This is a genomic window from Pontibacter rugosus (assembly GCF_042678745.1).
In the GTDB taxonomy this organism is placed as follows: domain Bacteria; phylum Bacteroidota; class Bacteroidia; order Cytophagales; family Hymenobacteraceae; genus Pontibacter; species Pontibacter rugosus.
Genome location: NZ_JBHTLD010000074.1, coordinates 1 through 20,580, shown reverse-complemented (window position 1 = coordinate 20,580; position 20,580 = coordinate 1). Strand labels below are relative to the sequence as shown.

General features: G+C 46.3%; 12 protein-coding genes. 1 reads left to right on the top strand and 11 read right to left on the bottom strand.

The features are described 5' to 3' along the window. Positions 1–803, top strand: an 803-nt coding sequence (locus tag ACFQ2O_RS09915; protein WP_377526602.1) for a M57 family metalloprotease, incomplete at its 5' end; no start/stop codon positions are given. Between the two features lie 456 nt (positions 804–1,259). Here ACFQ2O_RS09915 and ACFQ2O_RS09910 read toward each other — a convergent pair. The 11 genes from ACFQ2O_RS09910 to tatA form a co-directional block, all read right to left on the bottom strand. Further along, the gene (locus tag ACFQ2O_RS09910; RefSeq protein WP_377526599.1) at positions 1,260–3,884 is read right to left on the bottom strand and encodes a S8 family serine peptidase; all 2,625 of its coding nucleotides are present in this window, start codon (positions 3,882–3,884) and stop codon (positions 1,260–1,262) included. Positions 3,885–4,152: 268 nt separating this feature from the next. After that, positions 4,153–5,430, bottom strand: a complete 1,278-nt coding sequence (locus tag ACFQ2O_RS09905) for a M28 family metallopeptidase (RefSeq protein ID WP_377526596.1) — start codon at positions 5,428–5,430, stop codon at positions 4,153–4,155. Between the two features lie 80 nt (positions 5,431–5,510). Next, on the bottom strand, positions 5,511–5,834 hold the full coding sequence (locus tag ACFQ2O_RS09900) for a VanZ family protein (RefSeq protein WP_377526592.1): 324 nt from the start codon (positions 5,832–5,834) through the stop codon (positions 5,511–5,513). A 67-nt stretch (positions 5,835–5,901) separates the two neighbouring features. Continuing rightward, positions 5,902–6,282, bottom strand: a complete 381-nt coding sequence (gene gcvH / locus ACFQ2O_RS09895) for a glycine cleavage system protein GcvH (RefSeq protein ID WP_377526588.1) — start codon at positions 6,280–6,282, stop codon at positions 5,902–5,904. A 59-nt stretch (positions 6,283–6,341) separates the two neighbouring features. Next, positions 6,342–13,535: a T9SS outer membrane translocon Sov/SprA gene (sov, locus tag ACFQ2O_RS09890; RefSeq protein ID WP_377526585.1), complete on the bottom strand. Its 7,194-nt coding sequence runs from the start codon at positions 13,533–13,535 to the stop codon at positions 6,342–6,344. 18 nt (positions 13,536–13,553) lie between these two features. Then, positions 13,554–14,144, bottom strand: coding sequence for a Holliday junction branch migration protein RuvA (gene ruvA / locus ACFQ2O_RS09885; RefSeq protein WP_377526582.1), 591 nt, complete (start codon positions 14,142–14,144; stop codon positions 13,554–13,556). Then, complete coding sequence (locus ACFQ2O_RS09880; protein WP_377526605.1) at positions 14,145–16,418, bottom strand: NADP-dependent malic enzyme; 2,274 nt, start codon at positions 16,416–16,418, stop codon at positions 14,145–14,147. A 257-nt stretch (positions 16,419–16,675) separates the two neighbouring features. Next, a complete protein-coding gene (locus ACFQ2O_RS09875; protein ID WP_377526580.1) occupies positions 16,676–18,187 on the bottom strand; it encodes a lytic transglycosylase domain-containing protein in 1,512 nt (503 codons plus the stop codon). An 8-nt stretch (positions 18,188–18,195) separates the two neighbouring features. Beyond that, entirely contained in the window at positions 18,196–19,632 is a 1,437-nt protein-coding gene (gene gatA, locus ACFQ2O_RS09870) for an Asp-tRNA(Asn)/Glu-tRNA(Gln) amidotransferase subunit GatA (RefSeq protein ID WP_377526577.1), read from the bottom strand. Beyond that, entirely contained in the window at positions 19,629–19,847 is a 219-nt protein-coding gene (locus tag ACFQ2O_RS09865; protein ID WP_377526574.1) for a Sec-independent protein translocase subunit TatA/TatB, read from the bottom strand. Before ACFQ2O_RS09865 ends, gatA begins: the two co-directional genes overlap by 4 nt. A gap of 31 nt (positions 19,848–19,878) precedes the next feature. Beyond that, on the bottom strand, positions 19,879–20,094 hold the full coding sequence (tatA, locus tag ACFQ2O_RS09860) for a twin-arginine translocase TatA/TatE family subunit (protein WP_377526571.1): 216 nt from the start codon (positions 20,092–20,094) through the stop codon (positions 19,879–19,881). Positions 20,095–20,580: the final 486 nt, after the last annotated feature.

Sequence of the window (20,580 nt, the reverse complement as noted above, 5' to 3'; positions counted from 1 at the left end):
TTATGAAAATGAGACGTCTATTAGCTCTCGCGGCTGTTGCAGCTGTATTCAGTTTTTCTTCATGCCAGCAAGAGGATGAAGTTTCTACACCAGATCAAGTTTCAGCTCAAGCGCTGGAGAAAATCTCTGCCATGGGTTTCAACAACCACAATGTGCAGCGTGTGGAGGGTGGCTACCTGGTAGAAGGTGACATTATGCTGTCTGAAAAAGACCTGAGCAGCTACCACGAACAAACAGCGTTGCGGGTAGGTGAGGCAGAACAGTACCGCACCAACAACCTGGTTAGCGTTGGTACTACACGTACTATCAAAGTTGCTATTTCTTCTAACTTGCCATCTACTTATGTGGCTGCTGTAGATGAAATGGTGCGCCGCTATAATGCAGAAAACCTGAAGCTTAAGTTTCAGCGTGTATCTTCTGGCTATGATGTGCTTTTCACAAACGCTCCTAGCGGATCTTCTTACCTTGCCTCTGCTGGTTTCCCTTCTGGTGGTAATCCTTACAACAGAGTACAGGTTAACTCTTCTTACTTGGGCTCAAACCCTGGTACAAGCTACCTGGCAACTATCCTGGCGCACGAGCTTGGTCACTGCATCGGTTTCCGTCACACCGACTACATGGACAGAAGCTATAGCTGTGGTGGTGGTTACACCAACGAAGGCGCAAGCTCAGTAGGTGCTATCCAGATACCTGGTACGCCAGCTAGTGCAGATCCAAACTCTTGGATGCTTGCCTGCATCGGTACAGGTGGTAACCGTCCGTTTAACTCAAACGACAGAACTGCACTGAACTACCTTTACTAATACCTTATTACAAAGCTACTTAAAACGGTAAAATATAAGGGTACGGCCCCTGCAGCGAAAGCTGTAGGGGCCGTTTTTTGATGGCTTACCTGATAGCATAGACTATGAAACTGATAAGTGTATGTCCGAAAATCGCATGTAAAACAATTCATAACCAGTCTCTAACTGCTGGCAGCAGTAGGTCTACGCAGTAGCATGTTTTACACCAAAGCTGACGTATCTAACAGCTTTACTCTTAAATCTACCGAGCAAAGTATAAAGTTGAGGTATGGGAAAGCACTTCTTCAGTATAAAGGAAGTTTAGCAGAAGGATAGAGAGCATTGAAGTAATTTTAAAGAGCAGCTTGTTGCAAAGTTGAAGCTGTTTATAGAAACGATAGTGGCTTTTAAAAACTGAAGAGCCACTAATTAGCTACACGCAGGTCAGGCAGTAAATTGTTTGGGATGAAGTACCTATTATTGCACAAGCAAACGTGTAACTAGCTTCTCGCCCTGTTCTGTTTGTAACCTAAGTATATAGATGCCAGCAGCTAAACCAGCTGTAGGCACTGTTTTTAAAACACCGCCATCCGTAGAGGAATGCACAAGCTGCCCCATCATGTTGTAAAGCTGTAGCTGTACAATACCCTCGCCGTGCGCTATCACCTGTACTTCCTCGCCGGCTCTTGCCGGGTTTGGGCCTACCTGAACGAAGCCACGCTGGGTATAAAACACATCTTCTGGTTGGCTATAGTATACTTGCCCATCTAACCCAACAACACGGGCACGGTAACGGTTTATACCTGTGGCTGGCGCTGGATCGTATAGTTTATACTTGGTTTGGTTGGTTAAGGCTTTTGGCTGCACCACTACATAAGTACCCTTGTCAAAGCGTTCGAGGGCTATCTCTTTTAAGTTGTAAACGGTGCTTAGGTCAAGATCAAACAGAACAGAATCCATTACAAGCTGCTTTGGGAGGAAATTAGCAATATAGCATAGCGTTGCCTCCGGATTATAGGTAACACTGCGGCTGCGGCTACCGGTTGCATTAGCCCATACGGGGGCAACAGCAAGATAACTTGCCTCCTGTTCGGGTCCGGAAAGTATGGCTACTGTATCTGATACAGCTTGCAAAGGCTGCATGTAGCGCCCTTGCAGGCTGTATACCTGGTAATGTGTTACGTTCTTAAGAGCAGGCCATTGAAGGAGCACCTGGCCTTCGCAGTTAAGCGTGATAGCCGGCTTAGGGACAGGTGCGAGCAGGAACTCCGGTGAAAGCAGCGTTTGCTCATTTGTCGTAAGCCGAAGCTGCGCCATCATAATTGTGTCCGGCGCAGCCCAGTCAAAGTATGGTTGCTTTAGGTCTACACTACCAGATAACTCTATCCAGGTAGAGCTGTTATGGGGCTTGTATGCTAATCGGGCAGTACCTGTACCGCCGCTACTCCAGCGGATCCTGTTGGTGCTGCCTGCGATCAGGCTATTGTTCGAAGTGGGGCTAAGCCATGCAAGTCCGCCAGTGTACTCGTATGCGATGTAGAATGATTGCTGCCCTTCCGGTAAGTCGAACCCCTCCACCTGCAATTCATAAGTGCCGGAAGTAGGGCTTGCTATCGTCACCTGTTCTACATTGTTTAGGTGATCCGCTCCACGTGTAGCAGTTTTATTTAAAGAATCAGGATGAGGATAAGAATTTAGTACCCAAGGTTGCCACACTTGATTAGTGCCAACATGCTGTATACGTAGGTCTAAATCATTGATAAGCGCTGTTGGAGCATCAGGAGAGGCAGCCGCATCATGCCAAACTAAGGTTACTTTTAGCTGTTGCACGCCCTCCGGTACCTGAAGTATAAACTTAGCTGTGGCGCCGGCTGCTACGCTTCCTGAAAAATACCGGTTTTGTTTGATTGTCTCTACTGCTCCAAGGGCATCTACATTGCCATAGCCGCTTTTAAAGTCTACCTGTGGGTTTTCAACATCATCAGCGCTGTTTATCAGAGCTGCTTTTACGAGTGCGGCAGGAGGTAAAGCGCCATTGTGAATTAGGCTATAGGCCTGCTGCACAAGTAAGGCAACGCCAGATGCTACAGCGGCAGCTTCAGAAGTGCCCCCCACGCCATGTGCCACCAGTTCGGGCTTTATGCGGCCGTCGTACGCTGGGCCTGTAGAGCTAAGTGACCCAACGGCGAGGTTTGTATCTAAAGCGCCAACGCTCAGGCTGTTTTTTGATGTTTTAAACTGACCGGTCAAGTTTGCTACACCGGCTATACCTGCGTAAGCTCCGGTTTCAGTAGTGGCACTACCGCTGTTGCCCGACGAGAACACGTGTAGCAGCTCTGGGTAAGCAAGTGCCTGCTCATCGTAAGCCATGCTTTCCAGACCATAATAGTTTTCTACCCCTACCCCATACGAGTGGCTCTGTACACTTGCCTGATTTGCTTTTAAGCCGGCAGTCTCATCAGGCATTAAATTAGAAAAGCTTGAGCTGGTAATCATACTGCCCCAGGCTACACCCTGCGCCAGCGGTGTGGAGTTAGCGCCACCTGCGATAATGGTAGCCATGGTGGTAGCGTGTGTGCTATGGACTTCAGCAAAAGCTGGAGAAGAAATAATACGGCCTTTAAAATCTATATCGGTGGTGTCAAAAGGGTTTTCCTTAACTGAAACAAGCAGCCCTTCGCCATTCAGTTCCGGATAACGTGCGTGTAAAGCAGAAATGCTATTGGCGCTTAAATCGCTGTCTTTTAATTCCAGTTCTTCTTTTGCCTGTATATGTGCCCTGTCTATATATTTAACTAAGGAGCTTTGTTGCAATACAGCCAGGTCGCCGGGTTTTAAATTAGTAAGGGTTATACTTGATGAAGAGGTAATTGCTTTAGCTTTTACATGCGGCAGCTTTTCCTGTAGCCATACTTGAAACTGGGCGGCATCAACAGGTAATATACGCACCTGTTGGGGCGCTTCTGCTGTAGCGGTCTGAGCCAGAGAAGTCGCTATTTTGACTGTTGACTTAAGTTCGGACTGCTGTGCCAGTGTAGGAGTAGCTGTACCAGCCAGTAAGAATAAAATACCTGCAAAAGTTGTTTTCAAGCGATTGCGCATAACACACAAAGTATAAAATGCACTGACGGCACATTAGCGTAAAATTGTACGGAATCTACAGAAAATCAAGCTTAAAAACAATCATTTAAGATTTATAAACGGGCATAAAAGTAGGCTTGATGCCCATTTATAATAGAGGCTTTTGTAGTGCATCGCATACGTTTCTACATGCTCTTGATGCACGATCAGGTTTTATACTTGTGTGGGTGATTCTCAGCAGGTATTTGAGCCAGGCCATACCTGCTGATGCTATATGCCAACACGCTGACTAAGCTGGATCAAGGGCAGCTACAAAATCAATGATCAACTGAAACACTTCCGGAAACTTGGTAAGCGGCAACTGCTGGGCGTGGTCCTGCACATGATGATAGGCGGTAGTGCCTCCAAGGGTATAGAAGAAGAAAGCAGGGACACCGGCCTCTGAAAAAGGGTAGTGATCTGAATTTGCAGCTTTGCCACGGCTTTTGATCTGCTTCAGGTACTGGCGCTGCTCGTTGAGGTGCTGTAGCAGTTCAAATGCACGCTCATGTACTTTGCCATTCACGACCATCAGGCCATCGTCGCCGGTTCCGACAAGGTCCAGGTTTACCAGAAACTTAATTTGCCGAAGCGGGAACAAGGGATGCTTTGTATAGTAAAAGGAGCCTAGAAGGCCAGCCTCTTCAGCGGCAAAAGCAATAAAGGCAATGCTATACTTGGGCCTGTTTTCAGGTTTGCTGTAATACTGCGCCAACTCCAAGAGCATAGCTGTGCCACTTGCATTATCGTTTGCTCCCGGAAAGTATACATCGCTGCCTTGTCCTCCCAAATGGTCATAATGCGCTGTGATAACCACTACAGAGTCCTGCTGATGACTGCCAGGAATAAACCCTAACACGTTTTGGGTCATATGCTGCGGGTTTAATTCAGCCTTGACTTCAAAGTATAGCTCCGTTGCTTGTCTTGGCCATTTGCTTTGCTGCACCTCCAGTATAGGCAGTGCTTGCTGTCGCAAAGCCACCGTTGCCAACAATGCACCAGGCTGAAGTATAACATGTAATTTCGCCTCCTGCAGCTTTTGCTGATACTGTGCTGGGAGCTTAGCAAGCTGCTTTTGATCCCGCTGGTGATACACAAGTGCTTTGCCCGCCAAACTTTTTCGGAAGAATTTTTTAGCTACTCTGGCATCAGAAAAAACAAGGGTATCTAGCAAAAGTATAGGAACTGTTCCCTTGCCAGACGCTGAACCTGCCTGGGCCAGAAAATCTATACCTGGTACCAAGGCTGCTCCGCCAACTTTAAGTACAGGCGTTTGCACGATTCTGTTAACGGCAAATCCAAACTCCTGCAAGTACGACTGGCCAAGTGGCTGCAAACCCATTTCCTGAAACCTGTTCTGGATATATGCGGCTGCCTTTTTGTCGCCATTTAATATATAGCCACGGCCATGCATGGTGCCGGAGGTAAGGGTGTCGATGGTGTGGCGCACACGCGGCATGTCTTGCGCAAGAGCTGCCCATGAGCCTAGGTGCAGCAGGAAAAAGAGAAGGGCAATATATCTGTTCATACTTCTAATATAGTAAAAACAGTAAGATGAAACAGGATTGCTTGCCGTAGCAGCAGAGCCATAGCAAGTATAAGTCTATACTACCAGATATAAATCCACTTAAAAAAAATAATACCCAAAAGGCAGCCAAGCGTATTTGCCAGTACATCCATAATGTCGCCCTGGCGGCCGTAGATAAAGAAGTGCTGCAGCAGTTCGATAAAAATGCCGAACATGGTGCTGATGAATAAGCTTGCCCGTATGGCGTAGTGGTTCAGATGCGGGTAAGTAGTTTGCTTTGATAGCCCCACGATCATCAGGAAAACAAGCACTGCAAACAGAAAAGCATGTGCTACTGTATCAATAGAGAAAAAATCCCAGGCAGAAACAGAAGGTAGGGAAGAAGAGGGCAGCAGTGTTAACAAAAGTATAACTGCTGCCCAAATAATAGTAAATAGGTTGTAACGAAGTATCACACCTGCTTATAAAAGACTACTGGCCAATTACCTCGCGGTAGCCTTCAACAGATAATAAGCCTTCTACCTGGCTTGCATCATCAATAGACATTTTAATAATCCAGCCGTCACCGTAAGGATCAGAGTTAACTAGCTCAGGGCTGTTTTCTAATTGCTCATTAAACTCCAGCACAGTACCGCTTAATGGGCTGAACAGGTCAGAAACTGTTTTTACAGCTTCTACAGTACCAAATACGTCATCCTGGTTGATCTGCTTGTCCACAGTATCAATGTCAACGTAAACGATATCACCTAATTCGCTTTGTGCAAAATCAGTAATGCCTACAAAGGCTACATCGCCTTCTACGCGTACCCACTCGTGATCTTTGGTATACTTCAGGTTCTCAGGTAAGTTCATTGATTATGTATTTTTAGATTTTGATTCAAAAATACGGCCTTTTTTGCAATGCTAAAACTTTATTGCAGACTTACTCGCAACTGAATGCCGCCTTCGGTTACACTGTTACGGAACGATGTTGAAATTTTAGGGTCAGACACTGTTCGTAAAACGTAGAACTGCAGATTCAGACGCTGGCTCAGCACATAGTCTATAGTAGGGCGCAACTGCAACTGGCGCGTTCCATTCGTTATTTGGTTCTGGCTTCGCTCTGCACCGTTTCCGTCGTCAGAGATGGCACGCTGTATTGTCTGGTTTTCACGCACTGAAAAATCTAAGCGCATAGTCAGCTCATTCTCCAGCGTTCTGCGCTGACCGCCAATCCTGAAAGGCAAGGTAAAGTTGCTGGTAGTATAGCCGAAGCCAATCACATAATCCTTTACATTAGTTTCCGTAATCTGCGCATTTGTTAAGTTAAGCGATAAATTGCGTTCCACTTTATACTCTAAGCGGCCAGTTAAATTAGTCTTTGTCCTGAAGTTGATGCCTAAGAGCGGAGCCAGTCGCTCTGTCACCGTCAGTTGATTTACGATGTAGTATGACTCTAGCCGGCCAAACTCGTTTAGCTGTGTCGGAAACCCGTTTGGCTTCTGGTTGTATGCCAATGAGGTTGTATAGCTGGTAATATTATAACTTGAATTATAGGCATGTAACAAGCTGATCTGGCTAAACCACTCACTGAAGATCGGAAGACGCTCTAAACCGTTGTAGGTAATTGCCCAGTTTGGTATAGGCAGGCGACTAAACGGACTCTCAGATTTGGCAGTATAGCCATTAATGTCGCGGCCCTGGTAGGCATATAAAAATGACTTCATCAGCACCTCCTGCGAGTTAAGCGCATAACCTGAATCTCCGGCTGCCGGGTTGGCTGAGGTTAACTTATCACGAACTACATGGCGGTTTCGGATAAAGGTTTCAAATGCATCTGAGAAGCCATCTTCGGTAGACTCAAATAAGGTACCCAGCGCCATAAACGAGGTGCTGAACGAGCCCGACGTGAACGGGTTCTGGCGTTGGTCGTTGTTGCTGATGTTACCAAAGTCATCAATTTCCTTACGGTAGAATACTTCTTCAATTTCTGATTTGGTACGGCGTATGTCAACAGCCACATTAAAGTTACGGAACGGCTCCAGGTTTGCCCGCCCCGTAAATGTTTCCGTGCGAATTCCGCTAAAAGGTGTGTTCAGGTATTGGCTGCTATCGGTATACCAACCTTTGCTGTTTGCCTGTGCATAAAGCTCGTCCAGCTCATACTGCTTGCCAAGTATAAACGGTAGCCCAGGCGCATCAAAAGAATCACTAAAGCCAAATAGCTTTGTATCCGGCAGGTAACCAGGTAGCAATGTTCCTCTGTTTTCCAGGTAGGTTACGTTAAGCGAACGGGTCATCATCAGTACACGAGCCATCGATTTTAAGAACTTGTAATCAGGCTTTTTCTCGGTAGTGTCTGCTGCTGCTGGTACTGCTGGCTTTGCTGGTGCAGGTGTGTTTACATCTTTCAGGAATTTCACCTTATTGTATAGCTTCACTAAGTCAACCCGGCCGTTTACGCTAAACTCCACATTGTTTTCGGCATTATTGCCTAGCCTGAACGTTGTGTCCTGGTTTAGTGCCGTAGAGCCAGCCGTCCAGATATAAGATGTAGCATAACGGGTATCGGCGCTTAGCCAGTCTGTAAGCGGAAACTTATCAAACGGCAACTTGTAGTTTAAAGCAATAAGCTGATTAAAGTTTGTGTTACGGCCCCCGTTCACCAGGTTTTCCCAAATCGTTTTGTTCTTATAAGTCAGCGAGTCCACGTCTTTGTTGATGCGGCCGTCTGGCTCATCAATCACAGAACGATTGGTGGCAGTATAGTCAAGCGACAGGCTCTTGGTCAGGTCCCAGCGCATATCGTAGATGCGGTTAAAGTAGAAAGACTTCTGGAAAGTAGGAGCAATACCTCTTGTGGTTACAAACCGCGTCTCCGGGTCAGGCCGTTGCAAATATGTTTCGTTGTAGAAGCGGTTGAGGTCAGCGCGAACAGAGAAGCGGCTTGGCAGCAACGAGAAGTTAAAGTCTTTGATAATGCGCAGGTACGGCGAGTTCAGCTTTTCGCTGTTGGCAAAAGGCTGGTAGCTGCGTGGCGTATTATCATAGGTATAGGCAATGCCACCTGTATACGTTTTAGTGAAGTTACGATCAGTTTCTATATCCGTATAGAGGCGTTCAGCATAAGAGTAAGAGAAGGCAAAGTTTTCAATATCATAGATATGGGCTTTGGCTTCCGGGTTCGTCCGCTCTTTGCGCACATTGAGCAGGCTTATACTTTTGCGCGTTTCCTGCGTGATTACTTCTTTTTTATAGGCATCTCGGGCCTCATCGTTTTCAAACTTCGAAAGCGACTGTTTCAGGGGTACGTCCTTGTCAAGCGGGTCATACTGTGGTTGAGCAGTAGTTACGCCATATTGTACTGTCATGGGCACTTTCACACCCCACTGCTCCGGCAGAAACTTATCCAGCACCACGTTGGCACTTACATCAAACTGCGCCACGTCTTCGCGGGCACGTAATGATAAAGGCTGCTGCAGACCTCCAAAACCAACTGTGGTGTAAGCGCCTGTGGCTGTGATATTGGCAAAGTCAGCAAGTTTAGCATTAAAGCGGGCGGTAGAGGCCCAACCCGTTTTGTTCACGAAGTCAGTTACCCGCAATTCATTCACCCAAATACAGGCCGAGTGCGGGCGTGCATCTGCGTTGCGCTCTGATGGGTTACGGATACCAATCATAATGCCTTCTACCTCGCTAAAGTCTGGGTTACCCACCACCCGAATGATTTTTCCATCAGCGGTGGTTACGGTATAAGGAACATAGATATTGCCCGGCGCATTTACATTGCGTGCTACTTTGGCATCTACTAGCTCCTGAAGTGTAATGCTGATTTCATTTTCAGATGGCCAAACAGTAGAAGATGTGCTACTGCCGGGAGGAGTAAACTTAAGCGGCACCACATACTCGTAGTAGTTCTGCGTAAAGTCAGTGCCAATACGCACAAAGGCTTGCATGTCGCCATCCTGAATAGACTGGTCACGTGACTCGGCGTGCACAAACATTTTCAGCTGCTTATAGGCAAGCATATCTAGTGATAGGTTCTTATATACTGCCTTTGAAAAAGAATCCTTCAGATCCTCTACACACAGCTGCAGCGACTGCTCGTTCTGGCGGCGGTCGTTGGTGGAGGAGTAGTCACGGAGGCGATCTATACCTGGTGGCAGTACATAGGGGATGTTTGTATCTGAATTTACATTATTAGGGCCATTCTCCTCAATATTTACAGTAGACACCGTGAAATTACGCACATCATCTGTACAAGTAAGGCAAGGCGTGCCATCTGTAAGAGGCTTCTCATACTTACGCCACTGGTTTGCCACGAACTGGAACTGCACCATACGTAGCAGCACAGGGTCAGCAAAGCCAGTCATATACATACGCATAAAGCGAATCGACTTAAAGCCATCGATGTTGCCTATGGTGTTAGTTGGCTGACGAATTGGTACCCGGAACTGGTACCAGGTTACTTCTTGCCCGTTGGTTTTATTTGTCCCCCTTACCTGATCCACAATATAGTTCTGGCCTACGGCAAGTTGGTCAGGGCTTAGGTTGATCTTGTACTCAAAATACTGTTCCAGGTCGGTGATAACGTTATCACCATTTAGGTCTTCTTTGTCGGGGAAGGCGTAGTTGGAGTAAATGCTGTTGGCTGGAGAGTTATTCTCCATGCCGTTGTAGTTTTTGTAGCGCTGTAATACGCCTGCATTCTGCTGGTCATACAGTGGGTCCAGGTGGTGACGGAAGTTATCTGCCGAGGGGTCATCCAGTACGGTCTGTGGTGGAGTACCGGCTATCCGGTTTAGAAAAGGCGCCCTAAAATAATCAGCTTCGGCAGCATCGTTTAATCCATCCAAGCCAATATCCTGAAACTGGCGGCCTCCCGGAACGCCTGTAAAGGCATCTGTTAAAAATTGCTGCTGCGTAACCCGTCCCCAAATTGTTTCCTCCAGAGGTTGTGCATCAGTAGCAGAGGTTGGCAGGCCGTTCTCGAAAGAGTATAGGTTGTCCTTCAAGATGTCTTCTGATACGTTACCTAGGTTCAGTACTAGTTGGCCAGGGTCTTTCGCATTTACATTTCCGCCAAAAGCACCATCTCTACCATACTGCCCCTGAATGAACGGGTCCATCAGCCAGAATTCGATGTATTCGATGTTGGCGTTGTCAAAATCCGTATCAAAAGAAATCTCACGGCTGATACCGCCCCAGTTTTTGCGCGGATCTTCTGCCAACAGGCCTTGCGGTGTTAAATTAGGGTTATAGTTGTACTGGCCTCGTTCGCGTGGGTAGTAAGCCAGGTCAAAAGTATACTCGTACGTGTTAGTTATTTCTGCATCTCTGTTAGGGAATACCTCGTTGCGCCATACACCCCGCACGTAGTTGTTTTTTAATTCCTCATCAGTGATGCTTTTAGGCTTTAGGTTATCAGAGTTGCGGTAGAATATCTGATCAATCGTATACCATGCCATTTTTGCACGGTTGTAGGAATATTCCAGCCCTGGTCCGCGTGCTAAAGGTGCCGGAGTGGCTGCTAAGCGCCATGTGCTGTTATTAAATCCGCCCAAGGTATAAGGTGTTTCTGCACCCTCGAAGTCATCTATGTAAGAAGCTCCGTCTTCGTTGGCGTTAGACTTAGATTTAGATGGAGCCAGCTGTGCAAACTCGCCACTAAAGGTGATGAGCGAGGGCACCTTGGTCTGGATAAGCGGTATGGCATCTACAAATCTGGTCAGCATCCGCGACTCTTTCTGCAGGTTTACATCTAATCCGTAAATGGTATTGTTACTTGGCTCATCACCTATACTTACCCGGTTGATGTAGGATTGCTCATTTAAGTGTAAAACAGTCGCACCGATATTTACATCATCGTTCAGGCGGTAATCAAAGCGGGCACCCAGCATCGTGCGCGGCTGGATGTTCAGCAACTCTGCTTTCTCGTACGTTACACGCAGGTCGTTGGCAGAGCTAAGGTAGCTTGGGTTCAAAATCTTGATACGGCCAAGGTCATAGAATACCTGGTAATCAGTACCTTCTGCCAGCCTCGTGCCTCCTGAGTAAACAGCCACTGAGCCTTCTGCAATTTGGAAGCCTGGCAGCATAATCTCGTCAGAAGAAGTAGATTTTACCCGACCTTTCAGGTAGAACTTGGCTTTTACATTATTTTGCTGTGCATCCGTCTGCGTCTGATCATACAGCTCCTGGAACACATATTGGTCTACCAGGTTCGGACTGCCTTCGAGCCTGCTGGCCAGATAATCGCCGAACGGCTCTACCTGTGGGAAAAATATACGCCCTGTTTCTGTGTCAATGGTAATGCCCGGCAAGAAGTCAAAATTACCGTCGCTTGGCCTGTCGTTGTTCGAGTTTACGTTATCCAGGTTAAACACCTCCACCAACGGTATATTTTGGATGGGACTTGCTTCTTTTATACTTGTCAGGTCAACGCCAGTCTCATCATCTTTGTAAATGATCTGTAACCTGAAGTCTTCACGATTTACTTGCGTGGCATCCAGCGCATACACGTTTTTCATCATCAAATCCCAGGTAGGGAAGTTTAAAGATGGATTGGTAGCGCGCAGCAATTTCATGTGGATTACGTTTTCAGAATCCAGGTTCTGATAATCATCTATTAGTTCTCCTACCCGATAGGTTTTTCCGTTGTAAGTATACTCAAAAGATATACCTAGCACCTGGTCTGGTAGCAGGGCCGTGTTAAGTGAGATATAGCCTAATTGTGGGTTGAAGCGATACTCATTTGGCTCCAGCTTACGGGCACGTACGTGCTCAAAGTCTGTCCCTTTCTCCAGCCCCAAGGATTGTAAGTAAGCATCCACACCTGAGTTACTGCGTGCCGCACTTGTTCGTGGTGAAATTAGGCTGTATAAGGTATTTGCCTGGTTACTGGCAGGAGCAGTAGCTGGTCTGCCACTCTCAAAACGGTTGCGGTAAGGATCGGCCTCGCCCAAGTCCATATAAGCCACTATGTTTCGTAGGTTTTCGGTAGAGCGGTTGTTGTTGGTAACATACAGCTCTACTCGCCTGATAACAATACCGGAATTTACGAGCGGCAAAGGCTTAAGTGCATCATTGTAGCGGCTCCGGAAGAACTGCGACAGGAAGAAATGACGATCACGGTCATACTGATCCATACGAATTTCGAATGGCTTGTTTTGGCCACCGTTTTGAATCACTACTTCATCGTTAGTGCCACGCACACTAGAGGCAATGGTTGTAACACCCAAACGGCCAAACTGCAGCTGCGCCTTTACACCAAACAGGTTCTGTGCGCCTGTAATCAATGAGTTGTTTAGCGGCAGGCTAACGTTACCAGCTTCTATTTTACGAATAATCTCTTCTTCATAACCAGTATAATCCAACTTCATGTTATTCTCAAAATCGAAGTTGGCATTGTTGTCCCAGTTAAAGTTCAGGCGCATTTTTTCGCCGATCTTCCCAACCAGGTTCAAGGAGATATTCTGCTCAAAGTCAAAGTCGCCAGTGCGTTGTTGGCTAAGGGGAATAGTTGGGTTCTCGTTGCGGTTAAAGCGTGCCCCAAACTTCAGCGACACGTTACCGTTCGGTTGAATGTCTACATAGTTACCCCCAAAGATGCGATCGAATACCGGGCTGATGTATAGCTTAGGGATAAGGCGGTTGCTGCTTACCACACTTTCGCCATCCAGGCCGGCAGACTTGGCGCGCCAGTAATCACGAATGGCCTCACGCTGCTGCCACTCTGAATATTCACGCATCGACATAGAAGACGGCGGCCGGTACAGCACACTATCTCCGATTGTTTCGGTAATGTTGTACTGCTGCAGGCTATCATCCAGCTCTACGTTTAGCTGAATGTTGCTGGGCTGGCCCAACAGCAGAGGAGAAGAGGTGGAGCGTGTGCCAAAAGGGCTCCCATATCGATCTGAAGGAACAAAGGTTGGCTTTCGGCTTGGAATATACTTTGTCGTATCCTGCCGGATTGTATCCTGTTGAGATAAAATAGCTTTGAGAATAGCCAATTTGAACTGGCGGGATGTGCGCAGTTCTTCAGCCTGAGCCCACCAGCCAAGCAATGAAATAGAAGCAACCAGTATAAATAGCAGGTTGGGCTTTTTACTTTTCCAGATCAAAATTGGGTATATATTCTCTTATGAAGACTTCAAGGCAAACTTTATCAACTCTTCTACACTTAAGTTTCCACCCTCGCGTTTAATGATAGAGTCCAAGGTTTTCTCGGCAACATTCTTAGCAAAGCCAAGCGTTACTAAAGCTGATAACGCCTCGGCACGGTTTGTATTGTGCGAAGCAGCAGGAGCAGAAGCATCCGATAATAATACTTCTTTTTTCATCTTGTCCTTCAGTTCCAGGATGATACGCTGCGCTGTTTTCGCGCCTATACCTTTCACATTCTGAATAGTCCGCACATCCTCCCGCACAATTGCCTGCTGTATTTCCTCTACTGACAAAGATGACAGGATCATGAGCCCCGTATTGGGGCCCACTCCTGAAATTGAAATCAAATGTAAAAACGCATCTTTCTCAGCTGCTGCGGTAAAGCCGTACAAGGTATGTGCATCTTCTTTGATATGTAAAAAAGTATGCAGCTTGCAACGCTCACCAGTAGGCAACGAAGAATACGTAGCTAATGAAATTTTGATCTGATACCCTATGCCATTCGCTTCTATGATGACGTAGGTTGGATCTTTATGTGTCAATTTGCCGTCTATATAGGCTATCATCTATATACGTTGCTTATTATTGTTTTGTGCATCTACCGCAGCAATGGCTACAATATTCACGATATCGCGAATAGATGAGCCAAGCTGAAGAATGTGTACTGGTTTGCGCATACCCATCAGTACCGGGCCTATTACTTCTACTCCGCCTATCTCCTGTAGCACCTTATAAGCAATATTGCCTGATGCTAAGGTCGGGAACACCAGCGTGTTAGCACCTTTTTCAGCCAGCTCGCTGAAAGGATAGTGTTCACGCAGTAACTGGCGGTTCAGCGCAGTATTCGCCTGCATTTCACCGTCAATCAACAGGCCTGGATAACGTTGTTTTGCTTTTCTGACAGCCTCTGCCCCTTTACTCGGAATATCGCCCTGTACTGAGCCGAAATTAGAGTATGATAGCATGGCCACACGAGGATCTGTATCAAAGAACCTTACCGTACGCGCTGTCAGACCAATGATATCAACCAATTCGTCGGCAGTTGGGTTCACGTTTACCGTGGTGTCTGCAAAGAAATATGGCTCTTTTGGGCCAAGTATAATGTACATACCTGCTACTTTGTTGATACCTTCTTCCACACCAATCACTTGTAGTGCCGGGGAGATGGTTTTAGAATAGTCGCGGGTAAGGCCTGAAATCAGAGCGTCTGCTTCTCCGGTATCCAGCATCATGCTGCCGAAGTAGTTACGGTCACGCATCAGGCGCTGTGCATCAAATAAGGTCAGGCCTTTGCGCTGGCGTCGCTCAAACAAGATTTTTGCGTATTCCTCTCGTTTTTCGCCTTCTTCATAGGTGTCAATTATTTTAACACCCTGCAGGTCCATATTATTCTCATCTATAATGGCCTGTATGCGCTTGCGGTTACCTAGCAGTATAGGGTTGGCAATGTGCTGCTCATTTACAATTTGGGCGGCTTTGAGTATCTTGTAGTGATCTGCTTCTGCAAACACAACCGTCTTTACATCTTTCTTAGCCTGTATGGTAATGCGCGACATTAGCTTTTGGTCTATGCCAATGCGTTCTCTTAGCTCATCCTCATACGCCTCCCAGTCTGTGATTGGCTTACGTGCTACACCACTTTCCATGGCGGCTTTTGCCACTGCCGGAGAGATGGTCGTAATCAGGCGCGGGTCAAGCGGCTTAGGTATCAGGTACAGACGGCCAAAGTTGATAGTATTATCACCATAAGCTTTATGCACCAGCTCCGGCACAGGTTCTTTTGCCAATTCTGCCAGGGCTTTAACGGCAGCCAGTTTCATGGCTTCATTTATCTCTGTGGCACGAACATCTAAAGCGCCTCTGAAAATGTAAGGGAATCCAAGTACGTTGTTTACCTGGTTTGGATGGTCAGAGCGACCAGTCGCCATAATCAAATCAGGTCGTGTAGCCATAGCCGTATCATAAGGAATCTCCGGGTCCGGGTTTGCGAGTGCAAAAATGATCGGGTTCGGGGCCATCAACTGCACATATTCCGCAGGTAACACGTTGCCAGCGGAAAGACCAACAAATACATCTGCATCCTGCATGGCTTCTTGTAGCGTATTTATCTTACGCATGGTCACGAACTGGGCTCTGTAGATATCAAGATCATCCCGTTCCGGTCGTATAATACCGTCTTTGTCAAACATAACGATATTATCGAGGTGTGCTCCTAACGCTATGTAAAGCTTTGTACAGGCAATGGCAGCAGCTCCGGCACCGTTTATTACCATTTTGATGTCACCAATCTTCCTGTTCGTGAGTTCAAGTGCGTTTAGCAGGGCGGCAGCTGAGATAATGGCTGTTCCGTGCTGGTCGTCGTGCATCAACGGAATATTCATCTGCTCCTTTAAAGCATTCTCTATTTTGAAGCTTTCAGGCGCTTTGATATCTTCCAGGTTTATACCACCGAAAGTTGGCTCCAGCGATTTAACGATTCGAATAAATTCTTCAGGGTCGTTGCAATCTATTTCGATGTCAAAAACATCTATACCTGCAAACTTTTTGAACAGTACGCCTTTTCCTTCCATCACGGGCTTAGAGGCATCCGGGCCAATATTGCCCAAGCCGAGTACAGCTGTACCATTCGATATTACTCCTACCAGGTTACCCTTGGCAGTATATTTATAAACATTGTCTTTGTCTGCGTAAATTTCTTTGCAGGGCTCGGCAACACCCGGAGAATAAGCTAGCGCCAAGTCGTGCTGTGTGCTTACCATTTTAGTAGGTATTACTTCAATCTTACCAGGCTTGCCCTCCATATGGTAGTTTAGGGCGTCTTCTCTGTTTACTTTAATCATACTGGTTTTGTGTGTAATGTGGCTCTGCTCACCTTGGCCAACAGGTAGCTTTAGTTTTTCCAACTAAAGCTGGTTAAAGACCAATTTTGCAAGAAATTACCGTTAATCCAAAGTTGAGCCTCCAAAGATAAGGGGTGCAATACTTATGCAGGCAGAATTTAAGGTTTTTTTAACATGAGGAGATGTCTTTATTCCTGAAAATGAAAAAGCACCTTCTTGTGCAGAAGGTGCTTTAGAGTGGCTTATAAGATCATGTTTTAGCTTAAAATCAACTTTTGACCAGGCTTGATGGCATTTGTTTTAAGCTTATTCAGTTTTTTAATTTGCTCTACAGGAATGCCATTATGCTTTTGTGAAATTTGCCAAAGCGTATCCCCTGGCTGCACATGGTAAATAAGCTGCTCTTGCTTTTGCAAGGATGGCTTACCGGCAGCAGGCTTGGTATCAGTTTTGGCAGAAGCCAGTAAGGCAGGTGTGGCAGCAGGCTCAGTGCGTACAGGCTGTAGCACCTGTAATTTTTGATTTGGCATCAGGCTGTTACCGGCCAAGCCATTCCACTCTTTTAACTGCTCTATCGTAACGTTGTGTCGGTTGGCAATCTGTGTCAGGTTGTCGCCCCGCTGCACAATGTAAGTTGTTTTTTCAACCTCGGCCGAAGCTTCAGTTTTATCAGGTTCAGCTTCTTGTTTCACTGCTGCTAACAGCATAGGCGTGTGCTCCTTTGCTTGCGGTGGAGTAGGGGCAGCTGCCATTAAAATGCAGCTCTTGTCATTCGCACTGGCAAGCAAGGCAGCACGAGTGGCCGGAATACGCAACTTATAATTGCGCATGTTATCTGGAAGAGACGTTTTCTTTAGTTCCGGGTTTAGCGCCATCAATTCAGCAGAAGTCAAATGTAATTCTGCTGCAAGTTTTTCCACATCCAGCGCTTGCTTTACTTCCAGGTATTCCACTTGGGGCTCGTAAAGTATAGAATCAGAGAAAATATGATGCTCTCCTGCATAGTGCATCGCGTAACGCACGGCTGTCATACTTGGTACGTAACCCCTGGTTTCGCGGGGTAAGTATGGGAATATCTCCCAAAAGGTTTTTTTGCCTCCTCCGGCTTTACGAATAGCCTTGTTTACGTTGCCCTGTCCACAGTTATAAGCCGCTAATGCTAGTTCCCAATCGCCGTAGTAGTTGTGCAGGCGACGCAGAAAGCGCAGTGCCGCATCTGTAGATTTTTCAGGGTCCAGGCGCTCGTCTGTGTGAGATGTTTGCCCGAGGCCATACTCATGGCCCGTTGGCTTCATAAACTGCCATAAGCCAGCAGCACCCACAGGACTCTGCGCCTTTGGAGATAGGCCTGACTCTACAATAGCCAAATATTTTAGCTCATCCGGCATGTTATACTTATCAAGATATTTCTCGAAAAGCGGGAAGTATACATTTTCGCGCTGCAGCATCGTGCGCGTATACTTGCGGTTGCGAATGGTAAAGTAATCAACAAAGTTCCTTACATAATCATTAAACACCAGCGGAATCTCAGATTCCAGACAGGTTAAACGATCTGCAATCAACTCGTTTGGCTCATTCGGAATAATTTCTACCATCAAAGCCAGTTCTTCAGGAGAGAGCAAAGTGGTGTCGCCTTTAGGATTTTGCGAGTCTGTGATTTGAGCCAGTGGGGTTTCATGCAAACGGCTATGGCTGGTAGCACTGGCGCTAATGGTCCAGATGCTGCCGGCCATAGCCGTAAGCAATGTAAAGAACTTACTGTAGGTCATGATAAAGTTTATGCTTCAACGGTTATCTTGTCCATGATATAGTTTGAGAAAGCCAATAATTGAGGCTCCTCAAAAGAACGAGTCATTAATTGCAACCCGATGGACATACCGTTAGTGTCGCGGCCAACTGGTATAGAGATGGCTGGAACACCAGCTAAAGAGGCCTGTACCGTAAATATATCGGCCAGGTACATTGCCAACGGGTTTGCTGTGTTCTCTCCAAGCTTGAAGGCTGTGGTAGGAGCAGTAGGCAAGATAAGAAAATCATATGCCTGAAGCAACTCGTCCGTCTTCTCTTTTATTAAGCGCCTTACTTTCTGTGCTTTAGTATAATAAGCATCGTAATAATCTGCACTGAGCACAAAAGTGCCAAGCACAATACGGCGCTGTACTTCCGGGCCAAAGCCTTCGGCTCTGGTCTTTTTGTACAGAGAAGTAAGGTCTGTAGCATTGTCTGATCGGAAGCCATACTTCACTCCGTCAAAACGGCCCAAATTAGAGCTGGCTTCGGCGGTTGTCAGGATGTAATAGCTAGGCACCATGTAATCCAGGTATGGGAATTCTACCGGCTCTACATCGTGGCCAGCTTCCTTCAGCATATCTTTTACATTCAGGATAGCGTTTTTTACTTCAGCATCCAGGCCTTCGCTTTCAAAACAATCACGAATGTACCCGATTTTATACTTTTTGTCTGCTTGTAGTAACTCGCTATAAGCTGGAACCTCGCGCTGGCTAGCTGTACTGTCCATTCCGTCTGGCCCGGCAGTTACTTCTAGCAACAGGGCAGCATCTTCTACACTTTTGGTGATGAAGCCAATCTGATCAAAAGAAGAAGCATAGGCAATCAGGCCATAGCGTGATATGCGGGAATAAGTTGGTTTAAGCCCCACAACGCCGCAGAAAGAAGCTGGCTGGCGCACAGAGCCGCCAGTATCGGAGCCGATAGAAGCCAGGCATAAATCAGCCTGAACAGCTACTGCTGAACCACCCGAAGAACCACCCGGTACTCTGTCTTCTGCATCTGCATTAAGCACATTGCCAAAAGATGAGTTTTCGTTGGAAGCACCCATGGCAAACTCGTCACAATTCTGGCGACCAATTATAATGGCATCGGCCTCAAGCAAGCGCTGTACAGCAGGAGCCGTATACAGCGACTTAAAACCATTCAGGATCTGGCTGGAGGCTTGCAGGCTGTGGCCTTTATAGGCCAACACGTCCTTTATGCCTATTACCATACCTGCCAGTTTTCCGGCTGTGCCGTTTGCAAGCTTTTGATCAACAGCATCGGCCTGCGCAAAAGCCTCCTCATCAAATGTTTCGAGGAAAGCATTCAGTTGGGCTTTCTGCTTTATGTTCTGAAGGTAGTGTTCTACCAACTGTCTGCACGATACTTGCCCATTGGCTATATCGGTGCGGATTTGGCGTAGCGAGTTATACTGTCTCAATCTTTTTTGGACTTAGGGTCGTCTTTGATGGATTGCTCTAGTTCGTTTTTGATTTCGTTTGTTGCGTCTTTAAATTCACGAATGCCTCTGCCAAAAGAGCGGGCCACACCCGGAATTTTATCGGCACCAAACAATAATAGGAATGCAGTCATTACAACCAGCATTTCTCCTCCTCCCAGATCCCCCAGGAAAAGGAAAACAGTGTTAAGGCACATGGTGTTGCTACCTTATATAGTTTCTGAATTATTACTTAGCAGTGGTGTTGTCGTCCTTTACGGAAGTTTCGATATCATTTTTGATCTCTTTGGTGGCGTCCTTGAACTCACGGATGCCGCGGCCAAGACCTTTAGCTAATTCAGGGATGCGTTTAGCACCGAAAAGCAATAAGATCGCAAGCAGGATCAGGATAACTTCTGTACCTCCCAGGCCTCCTAGAAACAAGAAAATGTTGGTGATACCCATATCATTAAAGTTTAAAGTGTGTTACAAAATTAGAGCTATATTTTTAATAAACCCACATCAGTCAGGATAAGTTTAAAATACCTAAATCTATGCTTGTTATCAACAATAAGCGAAATACTACTTACGAGGCAAAGACATCACTCGGTTTTGTTTGCTCCTGTTATAAAAATAAAGTCAGCGCCATACTTTCTGTAGCTGTTCCTGTGTTGGGAATATGTAGCTGTTGTTATTCCCATGGTAGGAATAAGTAAGCTTTGTGTATTTTGTATAGGTATTGATAATCAGGTGATTGTAGTTTTAGTTGAATTTGGCACAAGGCTTGTAATGTAATACTACAGAAGCAGTAGCGAGATTCATATCAAACTGCTGTGCAAAATTAATGGAGCAGCCGTTAATTAACAACAGTTAAGCAACTTACAGGTATAACAAATCTTTTTTATTGAAGAAGGTGACATTTTTACAACCTTTATCTTTAAATATAAGTAT